Below are 19118 nucleotides of genomic sequence, written 5' to 3'. Positions count from 1 at the left end.
GATAAGAAATTGTGCTCAAAATAGGTGAATTCATCTACCCATGGGGAAGTGGTCATTATTCTAGGATGATGAGGCTAAATGATGCATTATCAGTTCAAATTAAAGATGAATTGGATGTCCATTTTTCAAGCAAAGATCATGTAATTGAAAAATTATTGAAAAAATTTCCAGAAAAAAAAGAAAAAATCCATGAAATTTTAATGCCCACACCTATTGATGGAAAATTTGGTCCTAGTGTTTCAAAATCATTAATGAATATTCTATTACCAATTTCAAATAATCCATCATTAATTAGACAAATAATTAATTATTTGAGAGAAGAAAGGAAACTGTACAATAAAGAAAAATTTGATTTAGTAATTAACGATGGAGATATGGGATCAAATATTTTAGCAAATAATAGAAATATTCCAAGTTTATTTGTAACAAATCAATTTAGACCAAAATTATATAATTCAAGATCATATCTTTATCCATCGTTAATTTTTATTGCAAAACAAATCAATAAAGCGACAAAAATTCTTGTTGCAGATTCACCACCTCCATATACCATGTGTGAATATAATCTAAATTTCATTAAAGAATCTGAACATAAAGTAGTTTATGTTGGTCATTTTACAAATGGTAAAAAAAATGAAATTAAAACCAAAACAGATTTAGAAAAATTGATTGAAAATAATAATTTTGGATATTGGATGAGAACAGGTAATAAATCAACAAATGATGGAACAGGTCTAAGATATGAAAAGGCATTTAATCAAAATGAAATGAGAAATGAGAAAAGAATTATCTCACATGCAAGAAATGAGCCAAACATAGATTCAGTTTTAGGAACAGATGGTAAAAAGTATTCAATATCAGATGCGTTAGAAAAAAAAATCGATTGGATTCAAATTGATATTGGATTCCTCTCAGAACAAGAAAAAGACACAGTTTTGAATTTATGTGGATATGCTGTGGTTAATGGTTCACATACTGTTATGGGTGAAATAATGGGAGGAAAATCAAAGCCAATAATTGGAATTCCCATATATGATGAACATACCAATAATATCAAATGGGCTCAAGAAAAAAATCTTGGAGTTTTAGCCATTAAAACCAAACATGTAATCAGTGCAATTTCAAAAATTAAGGAGAATTATGATGATTTTGAAGATAATTTGAAAGATTTTTCAAAGAATTTTATTCCAAATGGAGCAGAAAATTCAGCAAAAATTGCATCTGAAATTTTAGAAGAAAAGAGATAATAGATAATTTTAAAAAAAAATCTCATCTGGCACGCGGGATTTCGATGGGCGAACGGACCGCAAGGGATGATGAAAAAATCCGCGTGTCAGATAAAAAAATCGATCAAATTAGTAGTGCGAACGCTTTTATGGAAAAAATTAATCTGAATTTCATTGGTTGTTTGTCCTGAATGTACAGCAAGAGCAAAAAAGAAAATTCTAACTAAATACGAAGAAGAAGTAGCTGAAGAAGATAGAGATAGACAAGAACTTTACAAATTATACGATGAAGTTGACATACCAATGGAAATGGATAAAAATACTAAAAATTTCATTTGTAAAAAATGTGGATTATATGCATCAAGAGAACAAATTTCAGATATTAGATACAAATTAAATCAAAAAGAAAGAACACGTGATGATAAGAGTGATGATTATCTTGAATGGTGGAATAAAAGTAAAAAAGATAAGAATCTAGATAGTTAGTGGTATTTTAAAATGGCAAAAAAGAAAGACGATATTCCTGAATGGGTTACTGATGAGATTCAAAATGCTAAATTCAAAAAACCTAAAGAATTAAAAATTTCAGGATATGTATTAGAATTTTATCATGATGATAATAAAATTGATGTTCAATTGTATGATGCCTTAGAAGATGGAAGACAGATAGTTACAATGGATGTGGCAAAAAAGATTAAGATTAAAGAATTAGAGAAAGGAGTTGTGTATGAATTTACTTTTGATCAGCATAAAGCTCCATTAAGTAAAAAAGTTTCAGAATTTTTAGAAAAAGAAAAAGAAATTGAAATGAATGCTATTTATCAATTTGATTTAAAATCAATTAAATTGATTGATGAAGGTGGATCCAATCAATCCTCAGAAGATGATATTGAGTAATTAAATCAGTTCTCTTTAGTAGAATCTAATTGTTTTTTAAAAGATTTCCCTAAAATTGGATTTATAAAATATGGAAATGTATGTTTGATCCATACTGCACCACGAACTACTGATGGCACAATAATTTCAAGCCTGGATGAATTTGCAGCTTTTAAAATTGCTTTTGCTACTGTTGTAGCATTTAGAGATGTTGGAGAATATTTTGGCATTTTTTCAAATGAAGGATGTTCAAAAAAATCAGTTTTCACCATTATAGGACTGACAACAGTAATTCCAACTCCACTACCACTTAATTCATGTTTAAGACCTTCAGAAAAACCCAGCATTGCAAATTTTGAAGCACAATAAGATGCAATTCCAGGTAGTCCAAAACTTGCAGCTACAGATGCAACATTAACAATATGTCCAGATTTTTTCTCAATCATTAGTGGAAGAAAATTTTTGACGCAGTAAATCATACCAAAATAATTTGTTTCCATTTGAGATTCTATATCATTTATTGATAGATCTGAAACAGAACCATAAATAGCAAATCCAGCATTATTTACTAAAATATCAACAGAGTTAAATTTTTGAATTACTATTTTTGACATGGCTTCTACTTGGTCTTTTTTTGAAACATCACAATCACAAACCAATGTGGTCACATTAAATTTTTTTAATTCTTTTTCTAATTCTTCTAGTTTATCCTTTCTTCTTGCAACTAAAATTATAATTGAACCTAATTTTGCAAATTCAATTGCAGTTTGTTTACCAATACCTGATGATGCTCCAGTGATTAAAATTACTTTATTTTTAAAATCCACAAATAAAAAAAATACTTTAATGATAAAGTGGTTTCTATTTATTTTCTGTTTTTGGAATTTTACTCAAGGCTAATTTTACTAATAAAAGCCATGTAATTGCTATTGGAACATAATATGTTGCAATTCTCCATCCAATTACTGCATCCCAACCTAAAATTCCTTCAGTGATAGTAAAATCAAATGGATTCAAATTATTTAGATATGCTATAATTCCAAATTCAGCTAGGCCTGAACCACCAATTGTGATAGGTAAATTACCAATTGCGTTGGCACCCATTACTGCCATGATGGAATCAAATACATTTATGATGAAACCAGTTCCCATTGTAATAATCATAAATGATATTCCATAAAATGACCAAGAAGCAATTGAAACTAAAAATGAAACAGTAAAGATTTTTTTAGATTCGGGTCTTCTGAAATTTTCTCTAATAATGGTACAGGTTTCTTCCATCCAGTCATTTGTTTGATCAATAATTTTTGTTCCTTTTTGTTTTGCCAATTTTTTAACAAGAGATTCTAAAACATTTGGAACTTGAAATGTATGTTTAGAAGATAACATAAACATAACCATCCATAGTGCGGTAATTGAAATACTAGTAGCTAAAATTACTATTCCAACAACATATGCACCATTCAATAACGCAATGATTCCTGCTAGCATTGACAATATACCTGCTGCAAGTACTTCAGTAACAATATCAACAAGTGCGATCCACGTAGCTTTAGAAAGCTCTATTCCTTTTTTCTTTAAGTAATAAATGACAATAAACTCTGCTCCGATAAACATTGGTGTTGTAAATTTAATGAATTCACTACCCACTCTTACACCAATCAATTTTAGAAATGAATCAGTATTGCCAAGATATTTTCTTGTAATATATGCAAATTTTACTCCCTGTAAAACCAATTTTATCATCATTGCGATTATTGCACCCACAAATGGAAAAATACCAATTGCAAGAATATCTTCTGGTTGAATATCAAATTGAATAGCAATTAGAATAATTGGGATCAGAGTAACAGGTATGGCTACGAGTCTCCAGTTCATTTGATATTTTTTTTAAGGAATCAAATATGAAAGTTGATAAAAATGGTAATGGGTTTTCATGCCTAGATTCAGGCACAGAGAATTGCTAATTTAAATAAAATTCGATTTTAAGATATTTCCAAAATTTAGCTCAAAAATTTCTTGATAGTAATCTAGTTTAAAATATAAGCAAAGAAAAGAAATCTACACAGATTGAAAACAATTTTTGTTACTGGTACAGCTGGTTCAGGAAAATCATCACTTGTATCAAAATTATATGAATATTATACAAGAAATGGAGCTTTTGCTGCAACGTTAAATTTAGATCCAGGTGTTGAAAGTATGCCTTACAATTGTGATGTTGATGTTAGAGATTATGTTGATTATGTTTCGATAATGCAAGAATATAATCTTGGACCAAATGGCGGATTGGTGATGGCAAATGATTTGATTGCGTCAAAAATTGATGAAATACAAAATGATGTAAATAATATTAATCCAGATTATCTAATTGTCGACACTCCAGGACAAATTGAATTATTTGCATATCGCTCTAGTGGAAGATTTATCATAGATCAAATAACATCTGATGAAAAAGCAAGTATTTTTCTTTTTGATGGTTCAATAATTACTACCCCAGTAAATTTTGTATCAATTGCACTCCTTGCAACATCAATTAGATTACGACTTAATTTGCCAACAATAAATGCAATAACAAAAACAGATGTAATAGATACTAAATTAAAAGATATTTTGCAGTGGTCAACAAATACGAATACATTAGAAAATGCAATATCTAATGATACAGATGGTGAAACATATTCATTGACTACAAGTATTTTACGAGGACTGAATCTTAGTGAATTTGAACAGGGATTAATACCAATTTCAAATTTAACTGGAGATGGAATTGTAAATCTTGAGAGTGCATTAAGCAGAATTCTTAATTTAGGCGAGGAGGTAGAAGATTAGTTGATATCAAAAATTACAGTTAGGGCACCATCGTCTACAGCCAATTTAGGTCCAGGATTTGATACATTTGGATTAGCTATAGATGCTTTTTACGATGAAGTTACATTAACGAAAACAAAAAAAGGAATTACCATAGTTACAGATGACAATATTCCCACCAATCCAGAAAATAACACAGCTGGATTAGTTGTAAAAAATATGAAAAAAAAGTTGAAAATTAAAAGTGGTGTTGAAATTCAAATTAAAAAAGGAATCCCTGCAGGATTTGGAATGGGAAGCAGTGCCGGATCTGCTGCTGCAACTGCCGTAGCATTTGATAAATTATTTAAAATTAAATTAAGTTCAAATGAATTAGTAGAATTTGCAGGATTTGGTGAAAAAGCTAGTGCCGGAACAATTCATTATGATAACGTTGCAGCATCAGTTTTAGGAGGATTTGTAATTGTTAAAACAAATCCATTAAATGTAATTTCAATAGATGCGCCAACAAATCTAAGAATGTGTGTTGCAGTTCCAAAAATTGATGTTCCAAAAAAGAAAACTAAAGTTTCAAGAGGAGTAATTCCTAAAAATATTAAATTAACAGATGCTATACTAAATTTATCAAATGCCTCTGCAATAGTTGCAGGATTTATGAATAAGGATTCAGAATTAATTGGAAATTCAATTAAAGATGTAATTGTTGAACCTGCCAGACAACATATGATTCCAGGATATGAAAAAGTGAAGCAAAATGCGCTAAAAGCAGGTGCATATGGCGTAACAATTAGTGGTGCAGGACCTTCTGTAATTGCATTTTCAAAAAATTCATTTGATTTAAAAAAAATCAGTTCTGCAATGACAAGAGGATTTAAATCAAAAAATATTGATTGTCAAACAATAATCTGTAAACCAAGCAAGGGTGCAATACACCAAAAAAAATAATCAAATGAGGAAATATGAAAAAAGCAGTGATTGTATTTAGTGGCGGGGTAGATTCAGTATGTGTTGCATCATTATTAAAATCAAAATACGAATTATATGGAATTACATTTTCATATGGTCAAAAAGCAAATATGGAAATTAAGGCAGCTAAATCTTTTGCAAAAAAACTTGGGTTAAAGGAACATAAAATTATCGATATAGATTTTATGAAAAATCTTTATGGAAATTCAAATGTTTTAACCAGTACAAAAAGAAAAATTCCTACTAAGTTTGAATATTCAATTGTTGTTCCAATCAGAAATGCAGTATTTCTTTCAATAGCATCTGCATGGGCATTTACACTAAATGCATCTCTAGTAGTTTATGGAGCACATACAGGTGACACAAATTATCCAGATTGTCGTCCAAAATTTGCAAAAAAATTAGAAAATGCATTTAATGAGGGAGAAATAGATGGGATAAATTCAAAATTGCGAAAAAATATTGAAATTTGGTCACCGTATCGAAAGGGATTATCAAAAAGTGATTTGCTAAAATCCGGTTTAAAGAATTTGGGTGATTCAATTTTTAAAACTTGGAGTTGTTATGCAAATAAGAAATCACATTGTGGAATTTGTGAATCTTGCAATAATAGAAAAATTGCATTTAAAAAAGCAGGAATTACAGATAAAACAAAATATTTGAAATAATTTAATTATTTTAGAATTTTCTTTTTTAGAATTAAGCTTCTAATTATCACATACCAAACTAGAAAGAATGATGCAAAAATTCCAGTTATCATATAGTTGTGTTGTTCTGTAGTTAAATCCTCAAATGTATCAGTAATCAAAACTGCAGATAGAAATGCAATTACAATAAGACCAACACATTCAGCTGCATACCAAATCCAACTTGGAAATGACTCTTTTGGAATGTGAACATATGGATTTGCTTTTCCCATATTGATGATGAAAAATATTGATTATTTAATTTTTGAGATATCTAAAAGGAAGAATCTGATGAACGTTTTCTAATTAATGCCAAAATACCCTCTTTTTCTTCTTTATTTTCATAAATTCCTCTAAATGCTGAAGAAGAAAGGGTTGCATCATTTCTGACTCCACGCATTTTCATACAAAGATGCTCAGCATCAGCAAAAACTGCAACGCCTTTTACTCCCTGTGAATATAATTCATCGGCAATATTTTTGGTTACACGTTCTTGAATTTGTAATCTTTTTGAGTATTTTTCAACTAATCTAACTAATTTTGAAATCCCAAAGACTCTACCGTTTGGAGAGTAAGCAATGTGAATTTTACCATAAAATGGTAACATGTGATGTTCACACATTGAATAAAATTGAATGTCACGAGCAATAACAACATCAGAATCTTCTGAAAATTGTACAGATAATTCTGAATCAGAGTCATAGCCAGCAAAAATTTCTTTATACATACTTGCAATTCGTTTAGGAGTTTCTCTTAATCCCTCACGTGTTGGATCTTCACCAACTTCAATGATTAATTCTCTTACAAGTTTTTTTACACGTTCTTCATCCATTTGTAATTTAACCCATTTTTTCTAGTATTTGAACCTAATCTGATTTTTAGGCAGGTGCTAAGATTATGGTGCTCCAATGAATTTATGCAATTGAGGGACCACCTTGACATCAATATAATATGGAAATACTATATCATACAAATTAAGCAGTAAATCCAAAGAAGGTTCAGAAACTCCATAAGTTGGTTGAATTACAAATCCATCAATGTTATCCTTTGAAATAATTTCAAAAATATTTGTAATTAATTTTTTGAATTCAGTTGGTTGAGTTTTTGAACTAACGACAATTTTGATAAAAGTTGTTTTTTTAGAATTTACAGAAGATTCAAGACATTTCATTGTATGACTAATTAATTTGTTATAATGTTCAGAATCTACAAAGTCAGAATCCTGTGTTTTGAATTCAATTTTTACAATGTCAATAAAAGGTAAAACATGGTTAAAACGATCAACATCAAAACATGATGATTCTAAATATGTAGGAATTTTTTTCATCTGAATATGTTTTGCTAATTGAGCAACAGCTTGATGTTGAATTAGAGGATCGCCTCCAGTGAAATTTACTTTGTAAGTTTGATTTTGTAAATTAGAATCAATTAATTGAATTGCATCATCAATTGAATATTCGTCACCAGAATCAAGCGGTAATGATTCTTTAGTGTCACAATAAAAACATGTGAAAGGACATCCAGCAAGTCTTACAAAAAGAGTTTTTGTTCCATAAAGAATACCTTCTCCCTCAACTGATGTGAATATTTCAAATAGTCTTACTTTCAAGTAATAATACTAATTTTTTTCATTATTTATTTAATGAGTTCAATCTATACAATTTTCGGTTCTTTTGTATAAAATAATCCAGAAATAAAGAATACTACACCCAAAATCCCAATTGTACTACCAATTAACTCAACTTGACTTTGTAATTCTCCACCCATTGGAGACCATAACCAAGCCATTAAAGCACCAATTACAATCATCGGAATACCTACTCCTACAATAATTGATTTTGAGACCATGTTGGAACTCTTTACAAAATGTATATGAAGCTTATGTTATCTTAACAGAAATTCCAATATCTTTTAGAACAACTTTTAATTCAGAATACACTTTTTTTGCATCATTAATTTGATTTTTTGATAGTAATTCTCGAATTTCAAGAATTAACTCATTTGCCTTATCAATTCCAATTTGTTCCCTATCCAGATCTTTTGCTTCCATTAATTTTTGATCAATTTGAGAAAGGAATTTCTCAAAGAAATTTTTAATAGTTTTAGATTGCTTTTCAGCTATAGAATTACGTATTTCCTTTTTAATAGAATTCATCAAATTATTTAATTCACTAATATTGTCAGAGGGATTTTCATTAGAATTGATTTGATTACGTATTTGTTTAATTAATGAATAAGCCTTAGTAAATTCGTCTTTATTTTGATCAATTTTATTATGCTTTTGAGAAATTGATTCTAAAGTTTTTACATATTTTTCTATTCTATCTATTTTAGATTCAAAATTTTGATTAGTGTTTACTGGAACATTTACTACAATTTTTTCGGATGATTGTGAGATAATTCTAGAAATTTGCATAAATGAATTCATTGCTAAAAGAAAATCTTGTTTAGCTTTTTCAATATCATTATTTGACAATGATTGATCTAATGATTTGACTGCTCTATGTCCTTTATCATATAAAATATTGATATTATTTGGTATTTTATTTTCATATTTTTTATCTAATTGATTTACAATTTGTTTATCTGCTTGTACAGCAATACGTAAAAGAATACTCGGATCATTTTGTCCATATGCATGATTAACTAATGATGGAGACATTGTGCCAAAAATCAAAACAATTATTGCAAATAATGCTAATTTTTTCAATTATCTTCCTCCATATTCTTGCGTAATTTTACCAAATTTTGTAAATCTTTCTTTTCTATTTCAATTACACCCTCACGTTCTAATCGCTTTACTGCACGCCACATTGTGGTTCTAGGCTGTAAGAAATTTTTTCGTAATTCACTTTCAAGTGCTTCGCCATTATTATCAAAAATAAATTTCACTAATTCCTTGTCATCCTCTCTTAAATCAGGTTTTAATTTAAAAATTGTTTCAAGATCTAAATTATTATTTTTTTGAATTGTTACAACTTCATTAATTGTTTTAACATCTTTTTGTTTATTTCGAACAAATATGATAACAGAAACTAAAACAATTGCAGCAATTCCACCTGCAATTGCATACAAAAAATTGTCTTCTTCACTTTTTATTTCTTCAATTGGAGTTGAAATTAAATTAGTACTAAAAAAATAATCTATTTCAGTTGAACCTGAAGATAATGTTAATTGATTTTGTTCATTTATTATTTCCATATTCAATGGTAAATTTGTCATACCAACTATAGCAGAATTTTTTGGTAGTAATAATGTAAAATCAGAAGGAGAATCTAAAGAGAACGTCCATAGCCTACCTTGTTTAGAAACTAAATCATGAATATCATATTCAATAGTTACTACAGATGAACCAAAAGTTTGGATTAAAGCTGTATCGCCTATCACATCAACATCTAAGAGAAAACCATCATCTCCTATCACAACTAAATTATCAATAGTGTTTCCAAAAAGATTTACTTCATAATCAGTTAGAAATGGGTCAACGTCAATTTCAGTTGAAACATGAGTAGAACCATCTGCATAAATAATTAGATCAAGATCTCTAGGAGAACTAAAGGAAGATTGGATTGGTATTAAAGCTGCTACAACTATCATACTAGCTACCAAAAGGGGCAATTTGACCATTGTATCAAAGATACTGTCATTCCTTACAAAAAGTATTCCCTCGTCTCCTAGAGATTTTTTCGATTGGATTGGTTCGATTAATAGGCTCAATTGAGATCAATACCTTAGATTCATGCTTTCTACTAGATTTTGAAATCTTTTGAATTCCTGGAAAAAGCCTAGACCTTTTTCAGTTATTTGAAAGACTCTATTTCTATCATTTTTGACTGATTCTACTAAGCCAGCTTCTACCAATTTCTCACATTTGTCTAATACTGCATAGTGAGATAGGTTGGCTTTTCGAGAGATTGCAGATACAATGATTCCATCGCGACCACCATTGGCAGTTACGTCTAAGATATCACCCATTATGCCCATTTCGGACCTATACTGTTGTTTTGACATGCATTAGTATAGAATGGTGTTGTTAATGAGGAACATTTTGAAACTTTATAGCGGAACACAAAGCGGAACGCCCGTTTCACTGAAAAAAATCCCCTAATTTTGCTAAAAATGAGAATTTTCTCAGAATTTGTGTCAAAATGAGGCTAAAAAATTGGATTAAAATTCATTCACAAGGTCAGCTTTGAGATTCATAATAACTTTTTATTCCCAATTTCAATAGAAAATCATAAAATGTTTGATAAGTTCAAAGAAGAAAAAGGAGGGGAAATGATGGAAGAAAGAATTGAAGAGAATGTCAGCGTAGAAGAATCAGTAGAACCATCAGCAAATAGCGAATCAACTATAGGTATTGGAGAATTAATGGGAAAACGCGCAAAATTAGAAGAAGCAATTGATTATGTGGGTTTAATGATAAAAAATCTTAAAGATAAAAGAACAATGCTTGAAAAAGATATAGAAGAAGAATCAGTAGATATCAAAAATCTTAAAGAAAAATTACAAAAAGTTAGTGAATACATTGATGAAGAAAATAGAGGAATTCAGCAACTAGCAGATAAAAGAATGAAAGTAGAAAATGAAGCAGATGAAGTAGCTACAATAATCAATAATTTGAGAGATAAGCTTTCAGGTATTGATACTATCGTAGGAGATGAAGGAAATAGAGTTAAACAAATTAAAGAAAGCAGAGATTCTGTAGAAAATTAGAAAAATTTAGAGCTTGTTTGTTCTTTACTAGCAGATGGAACAGATGGGAACATTTCACCAGTTGAACTTTCAGCAACAGCAGAAGCCTCTTGTAAAATTTTCTCAGATTCTGCATTAGTTGTTTCATCTATACCAAATGCTGCATCACCTGCGAAACTTTCAGTCATAAATCCTCCAAGCATTTCTGCCATTTGACCAATTTCTTGTTCTGCACCAGGCATTACTTTTCCAAGTGATGATTTTAGATTCTTCATTAATCCCATTGTAGGTACCATAGCAACTACAGTATCACCAAGATCATTACATGTAGATAATCTTAATTCAATTTGTTCTAAAGCAATTCTAGCACTGCTTAAAATTTTTGTGACTTTACGAACTTCAGCTAATTCATTTCCTAGAACTTTACTAGTTTGAACATCATGATTTTGTGTTGCAGTAACAATTCTTTGAAATAATTTAGCATCACGTTCTTTTAAACTGGATAACATAGAATCTAATTTTTTGATTTGTGATTGTAATTTTTTAATACCATCTTGAACTCGTGGTTTTAATGGGCCTTTAGGCTTGATTGTGTCATTAATTTTATCAGCTATGCCTGTTTTTGGTTGTTTGGACCATTTATCATTAAGACCAGTCATAAATTAGATTCTGGAGTTAATACTTAATTTCAAGTGTAAAATTTGGTTAACAGTACGTGAAATTTAGTTAGCTGAATAAAAAATATTTTTTATAATAGAATTTGTGATTTGTGTTATGAATAAAAAAATACTGATTATGGTAATTATTCCCATATTGGGATTTGTTGCATTTGATTGGATTACAGGTTTATCAGATGAAGATGAAAAAATCAATGACGACATATTTCACATAACTTTAGCAGACCCTGAACTTTATACTAATGGAGTTTATACTAAAGAATTTTTGATCAAGTCAGGAACATATTTTTTTAGATTTGTTCCAAATGGTAGCAGTCCTGAAATTTTATCAATAAAATTAATTGGTCAAAATTATGTATTTGAAGAAAATTTTGAACTTGTAGGCATTCCACATGAATCTGAAACTGCAAAATATTTTACATGGAAATATGAGGGAAATAAAAAAATTACAATCGATTCATTACAAGAAATTTCAATCACTATTAATCCAAATGGGAATGTGAGGGGTTCAGTATCAGTAGATTTGATAAGGTAAAAGGCGTAAACCCCATAACTGCAGAACAATAAGAGATTTCCTCTTGTGGTCAAGCGTCAAACGCCTGAGTGCCTTTTTCGTTCTGCGGGGCTACGCAAATTAGTCGATAGAAATAACAACTTTCGACATTAACTATTATAGAAAAATTCAATATTTAAGATTTTTTAACAATAATTACTGATAATAGTGAATATTATTAAATTATTTTAATAATTTTTCATCAAATTGATCTATAAATTACGAAATTGAATTTTGAAACTGATGAAATTAACAGGTAAAATTGCTTTAGTCACTGGTGGAAGCAGAGGAATTGGATTTGCAATTGCAAAAATTCTATCTGAAAATGGGGCACTAGTAGTAATTACATCAAAAGACTCTGAAAAAATAAAAAAAGCTGAAGCACAAATTACAAATTCATTTGGAATAACATGCGATATTAAAAAAAAGAGTGAAGTTCAAAATGTATTAAATAAAACAATTGAAAAATTTGGCAAACTAGATATTTTAGTAAATAATGCAGGAATATTTCCAAAAATAAAACAATTACATGAAATTGATGAGGAGGAATGGAATGAGGTATTAGACGTTAATTTAACTGGACAGTTTAGATTTACTAAAGAGGCAATACCACATTTACAAAAAACATCTGGTTGTATAATTAACATCTCATCTGATGCAGGATTAAAAGCATATCAAGGATTTAATGCAGATGCATATTCAGCTTCAAAAGCTGCTTTAATTGTACTCACAAAATGTTGGGCATTAGAATATGCTAAAGACAAAATTAGAGTTAATTGCATTTGCCCAGGAGTAGTTGACACAGATATGACAAAACCATTTTTAAAAAATCAAAAAGATATAGAATTTATGAATAATGAACATCCATTAGGAAGAATTGGTCAACCTGAAGAAATTGGAAAAGCTGCATTGTATTTTACATCAGATGATGCATCATGGGTCACTGGAGCAATACTAACAGTTGATGGAGGAGAATCAATTAAATAAATTCACATGAATTTAATACAACCCAAAATTACGAAATGATATGGAAAGTAAGAAAAAATTTAGAGCTAAACTAATAATTCTCTTAGGGGCAATTTGGATAGTAATTACATTACCACTACCATGGATAATTAACAACCCTGCAGTTTCTGACGCTCAATTTAACACAGTTTTAGGAATAATTGGGGTCATGTCAATTCCATTTATCATGCTAGGAGTTGCATGGTCTTTGAAACCAGAATTAACGACATAAGGAAAAACCATAATTGAATAACATTCCAATTTCAAATAAAATTCCAGAGTTAGATCTTGCAATTAAAGCTGCACAAGAAGCAGGAAATAGAATTTTAAGAATTTATGAAAAAGGTTTCAAAACGTTCACTAAAACTGACAATTCCCCAGTAACAGATGCAGATTTACAAAGTAATAAAATAATTAAAGAAATTCTCTCAGTCACAAAACATTCAATTCTTTCTGAAGAAGATGTTGATGATAAAACTAGATTATCAAATGATATAATTTGGATAATTGATCCGCTTGATGGAACTTCTGATTTTATTGATAAGACTGGAGAATTTACAGTAATGATTGCATTAGTACAAAATCAAAAACCAATTTTAGGTGTAATTGCATGGCCAACTGAAAAAACCTTATTCGTTGCACAAAAAAATGCTGGTGCTTTTAGATATTCAGATAATGAGTGGGAGAAAATATCAGTTACTAAAATTTCTGAACTTCCTAAATGTAGAACAATAGGTTCTAGACATCATTTATCAGATAAAGAAAAAGATTTCATTGAAAAAATAGGAATTAAGGATTTTACAAGTATAGGAAGTTCATTAAAAGTTGGTAAAATTAGTTCAGGTCAAGCCGAAGTATACATCACTACAACAAATAAAATGAAAGAATGGGATACAGCTGCATCTCATTGTATTATTTCAGAAGCTGGTGGAAAAATGACAGATATGTCAGGAAATGAATTAACATACAACAACGAAAATGTGTATCATCAAAATGGCATCTTAGTAACCAATGGGTTAATTCATGAAAAAATTTTAACAGAATTTAAAAAATTAGAGTAGGTTTCTTTCATTAAGAAAGTCCTTTACTTTATTTGCACTATCTGCAAGAGGTTCATGTTCGGTATCAATAACTAAATCTGCTTTTTCTGGAGCCTCATAAGGATCATCTATTCCTGTAAATCCTTTAATCTCTCCTTTTCGAGCCTTGGCATACATGCCTTTGACATCTCTTTCTTCACATTTTGCTAATGAACACTTTACATACACTTCTGCAAATTGATCACCTGCAGAAATAATTTCCCTAGCATTTTCTCTATTTTCGATGTATGGTGAAACTAGAGATACTACACTTGGAACACCATGATTTAGCAAAAGCTTAGCTAAATGAGCAACTTTTTTGTTATGTTCATCACGTCCTGCTTTTGAGAAATCTTTTGGTGAGAACCATTCTCTTAGTTCATCACCATCAAGCATTGCCAAATTTGGAATGTCTTTCTGCAAATCTTTTACAATTGTGGTCTTGCCTGAACAAGGAAGACCAGTCATCCAAAGAATGAAAGGTTTCATATTCAAAAATGTTGAAATTACTAATAAAGAGCTTACGTTAATTTTGAACCCAATTTTGTTTTTCTAAATAATCAATCTCTTTAATCATATCTTCCATTTTTTTTGAAACTGTCATTACAGATTTGAATTGCTCATACATTTCAAACTCCTCCTCTTTAGAAATTATTTCAGCTTCGGCTTTGTCAAAGAAATTTTCTTCCTTTTTCATGTGATCCATTAGATAAGTAGAGTATGTTTTCAAAAATCTTGCAACAGGTTCTCGTGCATCTTCACCATTTTTCCATCGTTTTACATGCTTTTTTATTTGAATTGCAATTCTTCTTGAAAACTCATGTTCAATTAACAATGCTCGAATTTCTTGTTTTAAATGATCATAACTTGCAACGCATGGAAAATATGAATCCTCTTCTCGAGAATAATGAATTGAATCAAAGAATTCCTCAATAATAATTGTAATTTTTTCTAAATCTGAAATTGGAATATTTTTGCCTGCATAAAGTTCTGTATAACATTTTATGATTATTTTATCTAAACGCCTAATTTGTTTATGATCTTCACGTAATGAATCAGTCGCACTCAATAACAAAAATTATTCTTGTATTGGATTTAATGTTTTACAAACTATCAAAACACTCATGAAAAATTCAGTTTACTTTTTAACCATATATAATTTCAATCAATTAGTAATGGATACAATTACTTTAACAATATTAAATTTGATAACATCACAAATTGAAGGTTTTTCATTTTCAGAAATTAATTCATCAGTTATTTTGAATAAACTGACAGAAATACAAACGTCAATTTCTTCATTATCAATACAGGATGAGCCAATTGCTGCTGCACCAATAATATTACTTGCAGCAGGTGTTGTAATATTTCTTGGAGTTGCAGGTGAAGCATTTTTTAAAAAAACAGGTATTCCAGATGTAGCATTTTTAATGATTCTAGGTGTAATTATAGGGCCAGTGTTTGGAATTATTCAAGCTGAAGCCGTTATTCAAGTCGTCCCATATTTTGCAGCACTTGCATTGATAATTATCATGTTTGATGGTGGATTAAATTTAGATATCAAACATGTAGTAAAAACTGCTCATTATTCACTAACACTAGCACTTGTTGGTTTTATTTTATCAGTAATAATAATTTCAGTTGGTGCTCATTATGTATTAGAGTGGACATGGTTAGAGAGTATTTTGTTAGCTTCAATTGTTGGAGGTAGTAGTTCAGCAATTGTTTTTGGTTTAGTAAGAAATATCAGAATTTCAGAAAAAACTAAATCAATTTTAAGTTTTGAGTCAGCAGTTACTGATATTCTTGCTACAATTATTGCATTCATTCTATTTGAAGCAGTACTAGCAGGTCATTTTGATTTACAAACATTACAAGAAACAATTGGTAGAGCAGTAGTAGTTGGTTTAGTTTTAGGATTTGGTGTGGGAATACCTTGGATGTATATTTCAACAAAATTTGGAAATGCACAACACGCGTATATGTTGACATTATCTATATTATTTGTATTATTTTTCTTGGCAAATTCATTTGGAGAATCAGGAGCACTAACAGCCTTAGTATTTGGTTTAATGATTGGTAACAAAAGACATCTTTCCAGAATTCTTAGATTCAAGGTTCCTAGAATTGAGATGGATGATCCAACCCACAATCAACTGACATTTTTGGTAAGATCATTTTTCTTTGTATTTGTCGGGTTAATGGCAACATTTGGACAAATTGAATATATGATATTTGGAATTGTGATAACAATTGCAGTATTTGTTGGCAGAGCAGGTGTTGTAAAAGCTGTTTTAACAAAAAGATTTTCTAGATTAGATAAATCAGTAACAAATTCGATGATTCCAAGGGGTTTAGCTGCTGCAGTACTTGCAACTTATCCAATAACTATGGGATTACCAAATGCAGAAGCATACCCACAAATGATATTTTTCATAATTTTATCCTCTGTAATTATTACAACAATAGGGTTAGGAAAATCAAAAAAAATTCCACCACCAGATTCAATTCAAGGTGGATTTGTAAAACCATCAGACGATTCACCAGATAATGAAATTATTACTGAAGAAGTAGATGAATATCATGAAAAATTAGATGGTGGATTTGTAAAACCATCAGACGATTCTAAAAAGTAGTAAATTTTTCATTAATTTTTTTTAGATATTTGTTATTGTAATCATTAAACATCTCAATTTTACTTTGATTCAAAGCCATAGCTCCAGGTCTGGTATTCACATGTTTTTGAGAAATTTTTTGTTGTTCTAAAATATTTTCCAAGTTTTGTTTTGAAATTGATTCTAGATTTTTAATTAATGCTTGAAATTCTTTTTCAAATCTAATCTTTATTTCAGAAATAGATGGTTCTGAACCAATAATTTCTTGAGTCATGATATTTCCAAATACTTTCTTGGTTAGTTCTAACAATATCCTAATACAAAATTAGTGATATAAATTCAATTTGATATTTATCAAAATTAGTAATGCTGCTCAAGCTGGTTCACCTAGAAAATGTACAGTATCATTATTTACAACAACTGTTCGATCTTTTGGAATATGGTATAATTTTTTTGAGCCATTTTGAGATTGTACAATTAATTTTGAAAAGGGATCCTTTAGTGATTTGTACAAAATTCCTTTATCACTAACAGATTGAGACCAATGAACTCCATTTACAAATGAAATTGTTTGGAATTTAACTACCTGATATGAGTAAACCATCTTCAATTAATTATTAATTATTGCAGTCATTAAGGATTTTCCTCCAATTAAGGCTGCAATAGATAATCCAACATTTGTGAAAATATTAACAATAAATGAAATGTATTGGTTACTTTCAAGTAGATTACTAGAATCAAGTGCAAAGGCAGACATTGTAGTCAATGAACCACAAAAACCAACAGCAGCAAATAACGAATATTTTGAATCAAGATGCCATTGTTGTGAAACTACTACAAATACTCCAAGAATAAATGCTCCAGCAATATTGACTATCAAAACGTTAACAGGTAATGTATTGAAAATTAATGGTGATTCAGTAAGTTTGTATCTTAGAAATGCACCTAGAACAGAGCCCATTCCAAGAAAAATAAATTCCAAACCTTTCATTGATATGAAATTGCTTTTAGGGCTTATTAGTGGTATTATCAAAAAAATATGCTGACATTTTTATAGCTTTGAGAATTCAAAAACGTAATGTCAATCAAAATAAGATGTAATGATTATGGTTATGAATGTGATCATGTTTTAGATGAGGAATTAACTATGGGCTTGATTGGAAAATTAAGAGATCATTTTGAAGAAGAACATGGGCTTGATTATACTATAGAGGCAGTTACACAAATGATTACAAATCGTGGGCATTCTTTAGAATCAATTAAAAAATAGAATTATTAATTAAATTCACTTTGGCATATTTACTATTACAATAATTGCTGCACATACTCCCATCAATGCTAGCATATATTTTCTATATTTTGGATCACTTGTTCTCATAGTATTAGTAAAAACATTATAGGATTTAAAAATTCAGATCATTTTTGAGATGTTGAAATTTTACCTAAAATTACATTTCTAACTTTAACCATTTTTCGTGCAAGCATAAATCCACCAGCAGTCATAGAGCTACCAACAATAATGTGTAAAATTCCTAAATCGGAATTTAATAAAACATATGCCAATCCAGCAAGCATTAACAATACACCAAAAGCTGCAAAAATAGCCATCATTATTGGAACTCTAGAAGGAACTGGTGGCAGATAGGGTTCTTCATCATATTTGGCTGAAGATGCTTCAATATCTACAATATCTTTACAAACATCACAACAACGGTGTCGTTTTTTATTTTGCCATGTTTGAGTCAAAAAATAGAAATCTTGATGACATGAATCACATGATCTCTTAGGAAGAGTGATCCTACCATGATCATCAAAGTCTTGGCCCATTTTTTTCATACACTCTCTACAAAAATATCCAGGAATTCTCCATTGTTTTTGAAAATTATATTTTTTAAATCCCAATGATGCGTTACATCCTGTGCATGAAGTCAT

The 19118-nt window shown here is 29.7% G+C and carries 29 protein-coding genes; 13 read left to right on the top strand and 16 right to left on the bottom strand.

The window, feature by feature from the left end:
• Window positions 1–11: 11 nt before the first annotated feature.
• The 3 genes from NMSP_RS00240 to NMSP_RS00230 all read left to right on the top strand — a co-directional run bounded on the left by NMSP_RS00240 (window position 12) and on the right by NMSP_RS00230 (window position 2123).
• Entirely contained in the window at window positions 12–1247 is a 1236-nt protein-coding gene (locus tag NMSP_RS00240; RefSeq protein ID WP_086906929.1) for a glycosyltransferase, read from the top strand.
• A gap of 153 nt (window positions 1248–1400) precedes the next feature.
• Window positions 1401–1712 carry a hypothetical protein gene (locus tag NMSP_RS00235; RefSeq protein ID WP_086906928.1) on the top strand — a complete coding sequence of 104 codons (312 nt, stop codon included), beginning with the start codon at window positions 1401–1403 and terminating at the stop codon, window positions 1710–1712.
• A gap of 12 nt (window positions 1713–1724) precedes the next feature.
• Complete coding sequence (locus NMSP_RS00230) at window positions 1725–2123, top strand: hypothetical protein (RefSeq protein ID WP_086906927.1); 399 nt, start codon at window positions 1725–1727, stop codon at window positions 2121–2123.
• Between the two features lie 5 nt (window positions 2124–2128).
• Here NMSP_RS00230 and NMSP_RS00225 read toward each other — a convergent pair whose 3' ends face one another.
• Window positions 2129–2929, bottom strand: a complete 801-nt coding sequence (locus tag NMSP_RS00225; RefSeq protein ID WP_086906926.1) for an SDR family NAD(P)-dependent oxidoreductase — start codon at window positions 2927–2929, stop codon at window positions 2129–2131.
• A 34-nt stretch (window positions 2930–2963) separates the two neighbouring features.
• The gene (locus NMSP_RS00220) at window positions 2964–3980 is read right to left on the bottom strand and encodes a lysylphosphatidylglycerol synthase transmembrane domain-containing protein (protein WP_086906925.1); all 1017 of its coding nucleotides are present in this window, start codon (window positions 3978–3980) and stop codon (window positions 2964–2966) included.
• Window positions 3981–4172: 192 nt separating this feature from the next.
• Between NMSP_RS00220 and NMSP_RS00215 the strand changes: the two genes are divergently transcribed.
• Genes NMSP_RS00215 through NMSP_RS00205 form a run of 3 tightly spaced genes read left to right on the top strand, consistent with a single transcriptional unit; the run spans window position 4173 to window position 6544 of the window.
• Window positions 4173–4931, top strand: a complete 759-nt coding sequence (locus NMSP_RS00215; protein ID WP_086906924.1) for an ATP/GTP-binding protein — start codon at window positions 4173–4175, stop codon at window positions 4929–4931.
• Entirely contained in the window at window positions 4932–5855 is a 924-nt protein-coding gene (locus tag NMSP_RS00210) for a homoserine kinase (protein ID WP_086906923.1), read from the top strand.
• A gap of 14 nt (window positions 5856–5869) precedes the next feature.
• Entirely contained in the window at window positions 5870–6544 is a 675-nt protein-coding gene (locus NMSP_RS00205) for a 7-cyano-7-deazaguanine synthase (protein WP_086906922.1), read from the top strand.
• Between the two features lie 5 nt (window positions 6545–6549).
• Here the strand turns inward: NMSP_RS00205 and NMSP_RS00200 are convergent, their stop codons facing one another.
• From NMSP_RS00200 to NMSP_RS00170, 7 genes are all read right to left on the bottom strand, one after another.
• Window positions 6550–6795 (bottom strand): hypothetical protein, encoded by a 246-nt coding sequence (locus NMSP_RS00200; protein ID WP_086906921.1) that lies wholly within the window; start codon window positions 6793–6795, stop codon window positions 6550–6552.
• Between the two features lie 41 nt (window positions 6796–6836).
• A complete protein-coding gene (gene folE, locus NMSP_RS00195; protein ID WP_086906920.1) occupies window positions 6837–7394 on the bottom strand; it encodes a GTP cyclohydrolase I FolE in 558 nt (185 codons plus the stop codon).
• Between the two features lie 63 nt (window positions 7395–7457).
• On the bottom strand, window positions 7458–8171 hold the full coding sequence (locus tag NMSP_RS00190; protein WP_086906919.1) for a 7-carboxy-7-deazaguanine synthase QueE: 714 nt from the start codon (window positions 8169–8171) through the stop codon (window positions 7458–7460).
• A gap of 44 nt (window positions 8172–8215) precedes the next feature.
• Entirely contained in the window at window positions 8216–8410 is a 195-nt protein-coding gene (locus NMSP_RS00185; RefSeq protein WP_086906918.1) for a hypothetical protein, read from the bottom strand.
• A 31-nt stretch (window positions 8411–8441) separates the two neighbouring features.
• Window positions 8442–9272 (bottom strand): hypothetical protein, encoded by an 831-nt coding sequence (locus NMSP_RS00180; RefSeq protein WP_086906917.1) that lies wholly within the window; start codon window positions 9270–9272, stop codon window positions 8442–8444.
• Window positions 9269–10189 (bottom strand): helix-turn-helix transcriptional regulator, encoded by a 921-nt coding sequence (locus NMSP_RS00175; RefSeq protein ID WP_318779016.1) that lies wholly within the window; start codon window positions 10187–10189, stop codon window positions 9269–9271. Before NMSP_RS00175 ends, NMSP_RS00180 begins: the two co-directional genes overlap by 4 nt.
• Window positions 10190–10285: 96 nt before the next feature.
• Entirely contained in the window at window positions 10286–10573 is a 288-nt protein-coding gene (locus tag NMSP_RS00170) for a winged helix-turn-helix domain-containing protein (RefSeq protein ID WP_192866175.1), read from the bottom strand.
• Window positions 10574–10804: 231 nt separating this feature from the next.
• On the opposite strand from NMSP_RS00170, the gene NMSP_RS00165 reads away from it, so the two are divergent.
• On the top strand, window positions 10805–11278 hold the full coding sequence (locus NMSP_RS00165; RefSeq protein ID WP_086906914.1) for a transcriptional regulator: 474 nt from the start codon (window positions 10805–10807) through the stop codon (window positions 11276–11278).
• On the opposite strand, the gene NMSP_RS00160 is transcribed toward NMSP_RS00165, so the two are convergent.
• Window positions 11275–11916 carry a Snf7 family protein gene (locus NMSP_RS00160; RefSeq protein WP_086906913.1) on the bottom strand — a complete coding sequence of 214 codons (642 nt, stop codon included), beginning with the start codon at window positions 11914–11916 and terminating at the stop codon, window positions 11275–11277. The two genes, NMSP_RS00165 and NMSP_RS00160, sit on opposite strands and share 4 nt — an antisense overlap.
• A gap of 115 nt (window positions 11917–12031) precedes the next feature.
• Between NMSP_RS00160 and NMSP_RS00155 the strand changes: the two genes are divergently transcribed.
• The 4 genes from NMSP_RS00155 (at window position 12032) to NMSP_RS00140 (ending at window position 14553) form a co-directional block, all read left to right on the top strand.
• Window positions 12032–12469, top strand: coding sequence for a hypothetical protein (locus tag NMSP_RS00155; protein ID WP_086906912.1), 438 nt, complete (start codon window positions 12032–12034; stop codon window positions 12467–12469).
• 261 nt (window positions 12470–12730) lie between these two features.
• Entirely contained in the window at window positions 12731–13474 is a 744-nt protein-coding gene (locus NMSP_RS00150) for an SDR family NAD(P)-dependent oxidoreductase (RefSeq protein WP_086906911.1), read from the top strand.
• A 40-nt stretch (window positions 13475–13514) separates the two neighbouring features.
• On the top strand, window positions 13515–13724 hold the full coding sequence (locus NMSP_RS00145; RefSeq protein WP_086906910.1) for a hypothetical protein: 210 nt from the start codon (window positions 13515–13517) through the stop codon (window positions 13722–13724).
• 13 nt (window positions 13725–13737) lie between these two features.
• On the top strand, window positions 13738–14553 hold the full coding sequence (locus NMSP_RS00140; RefSeq protein ID WP_086906909.1) for a 3'(2'),5'-bisphosphate nucleotidase CysQ family protein: 816 nt from the start codon (window positions 13738–13740) through the stop codon (window positions 14551–14553).
• On the opposite strand, the gene cysC is transcribed toward NMSP_RS00140, so the two are convergent.
• Window positions 14545–15060, bottom strand: a complete 516-nt coding sequence (gene cysC / locus NMSP_RS00135) for an adenylyl-sulfate kinase (RefSeq protein ID WP_086906908.1) — start codon at window positions 15058–15060, stop codon at window positions 14545–14547. The two genes, NMSP_RS00140 and cysC, sit on opposite strands and share 9 nt — an antisense overlap.
• Window positions 15061–15097: 37 nt before the next feature.
• The gene (locus NMSP_RS00130; RefSeq protein WP_086906907.1) at window positions 15098–15640 is read right to left on the bottom strand and encodes a hemerythrin domain-containing protein; all 543 of its coding nucleotides are present in this window, start codon (window positions 15638–15640) and stop codon (window positions 15098–15100) included.
• 106 nt (window positions 15641–15746) lie between these two features.
• Between NMSP_RS00130 and NMSP_RS00125 the strand changes: the two genes are divergently transcribed.
• The gene (locus NMSP_RS00125) at window positions 15747–17207 is read left to right on the top strand and encodes a cation:proton antiporter (RefSeq protein WP_086908293.1); all 1461 of its coding nucleotides are present in this window, start codon (window positions 15747–15749) and stop codon (window positions 17205–17207) included.
• Here NMSP_RS00125 and NMSP_RS00120 read toward each other — a convergent pair.
• The 3 genes from NMSP_RS00120 to crcB form a co-directional block, all read right to left on the bottom strand.
• Window positions 17197–17460, bottom strand: coding sequence for a hypothetical protein (locus NMSP_RS00120; RefSeq protein WP_225971286.1), 264 nt, complete (start codon window positions 17458–17460; stop codon window positions 17197–17199). The genes NMSP_RS00125 and NMSP_RS00120 overlap by 11 nt on opposite strands.
• A gap of 99 nt (window positions 17461–17559) precedes the next feature.
• Window positions 17560–17790 (bottom strand): hypothetical protein, encoded by a 231-nt coding sequence (locus NMSP_RS00115; RefSeq protein WP_086908292.1) that lies wholly within the window; start codon window positions 17788–17790, stop codon window positions 17560–17562.
• A 6-nt stretch (window positions 17791–17796) separates the two neighbouring features.
• Complete coding sequence (gene crcB, locus NMSP_RS00110; RefSeq protein WP_086906905.1) at window positions 17797–18177, bottom strand: fluoride efflux transporter CrcB; 381 nt, start codon at window positions 18175–18177, stop codon at window positions 17797–17799.
• Between the two features lie 87 nt (window positions 18178–18264).
• Here crcB and NMSP_RS00105 point away from each other — a divergent pair, with 87 nt between their 5' ends.
• Entirely contained in the window at window positions 18265–18456 is a 192-nt protein-coding gene (locus tag NMSP_RS00105) for a hypothetical protein (RefSeq protein WP_086906904.1), read from the top strand.
• Window positions 18457–18602: 146 nt separating this feature from the next.
• Here the strand turns inward: NMSP_RS00105 and NMSP_RS00100 are convergent, their stop codons facing one another.
• A complete protein-coding gene (locus NMSP_RS00100) occupies window positions 18603–19118 on the bottom strand; it encodes a hypothetical protein (protein WP_225971285.1) in 516 nt (171 codons plus the stop codon).

It is taken from the genome of Candidatus Nitrosomarinus catalina (assembly GCF_002156965.1).
Taxonomy (GTDB): Archaea; Thermoproteota; Nitrososphaeria; order Nitrososphaerales; family Nitrosopumilaceae; genus Nitrosopumilus; species Nitrosopumilus catalinensis.
This window is presented reverse-complemented; position numbering and strand designations above follow the sequence as displayed.